This is a genomic window from Qingrenia yutianensis, assembly GCF_014385105.1.
GTDB classification, from domain to species: domain Bacteria; phylum Bacillota; class Clostridia; order UMGS1810; family UMGS1810; genus Qingrenia; species Qingrenia yutianensis.
Window position 1 is genome coordinate 1 of the sequence record NZ_JACRTE010000095.1, and the last position, 655, is coordinate 655.

General features: G+C 42.7%; 1 protein-coding gene and 1 pseudogene. Both read right to left on the bottom strand.

All coding sequences use genetic code 11. The features are described from left to right. A pseudogene (locus H8706_RS12260) lies at positions 1 to 251 on the bottom strand (hypothetical protein); the annotation flags it as partial. A 205-nt stretch (positions 252 to 456) separates the two neighbouring features. After that, positions 457 to 655, bottom strand: a 199-nt coding sequence (locus tag H8706_RS12265) for a DUF6103 family protein (RefSeq protein ID WP_262432862.1), incomplete at its 5' end; no start/stop codon positions are given.

Here is a 655-nt window from a genome sequence, read left to right on the forward strand (position 1 = left end):
ATTTCAACCGACTGCTTGAACATCTGCCGCGCCAGCCTTTTCTCGAAGCTGTCAAGCAAAGCCTGAACAGTATTCACAACATTTTTATTGACATAGTCCTCGTTATTTTTGTTATGAATATATCCGTTATAGAATTCAACCGCCCTGTCAATGTAGTCGCTGCGGCTGTTACACCCTATGCTTTTCATATTGATTTCGCATTCTTTCAGGTTTGAGTTTTTTATCCAAAAACTTATGTGTTGTTTGCTCATATTTGCCTCACTCCCTTCCGCACCCGTGATATGACCTCACACAGTCCGCATTATTCCTTGTAAATCGTGCATACCGCACCCAAAACCGCACCAAAATTTTCAAACCGCACCCTCCCGAACGGCTCTGCCGGTCGGTGTTTCACCGCATTGGCGGCGCTCTGCGACACCAATGCTTTATCCTGCTTAAAAATATTTAGGCTCTGTTTTATGCCTTTTTGCCCTGTTTCGGATTATCCTTCATAACCTCCTCAATGTATAACCGTGCAGGCTGTGGCACTACCTTTTGATATATTTTTTCTATCTGTTCTGTCAGCTGTTCTTCAAGAGACGGGCTGTCTTTCGGCATAAAAAACTTGACGGCTTTTAATTTTTCTGCGTCAAAACCTATGCTGATTTTTTCAATT